This window comes from Pseudomonas sp. SIMBA_067 (genome assembly GCF_046534675.1).
GTDB classification, from domain to species: domain Bacteria; phylum Pseudomonadota; class Gammaproteobacteria; order Pseudomonadales; family Pseudomonadaceae; genus Aquipseudomonas; species Aquipseudomonas putida.
Genome location: NZ_JAWRYH010000854.1, coordinates 1 through 255, shown reverse-complemented (window position 1 = coordinate 255; position 255 = coordinate 1). Strand labels below are relative to the sequence as shown.

Sequence of the window (255 nt, the reverse complement as noted above, 5' to 3'; positions counted from 1 at the left end):
CAGCAAGGTTCATCGCAAAAGTGGTTTTACCCATTGATGGACGCGCTGCCACAATAATTAAATCAGATGGCTGCAAGCCTGTAGTCATTTTATCAAGATCAGCATAAGCCGTGCTAACACCGGTCACACCATCTTCTGGTGATTGATAAAGCTCTTCTATTTTATCAACGGTTTTTTCAAGTATGTTGTGAATGCTTTGTGGGCCTTCACTACTTTTTGTACGCTGCTCAGCAATTTTAAATACTTTACTTTCAG

Annotated in this window: 1 protein-coding gene; it reads right to left on the bottom strand. The window is 40.4% G+C overall.

The features are described from left to right. A partial coding sequence (locus SB765_RS31620; protein WP_410932754.1) for a DnaB-like helicase C-terminal domain-containing protein occupies positions 1-255 on the bottom strand: 255 nt, incomplete at both ends.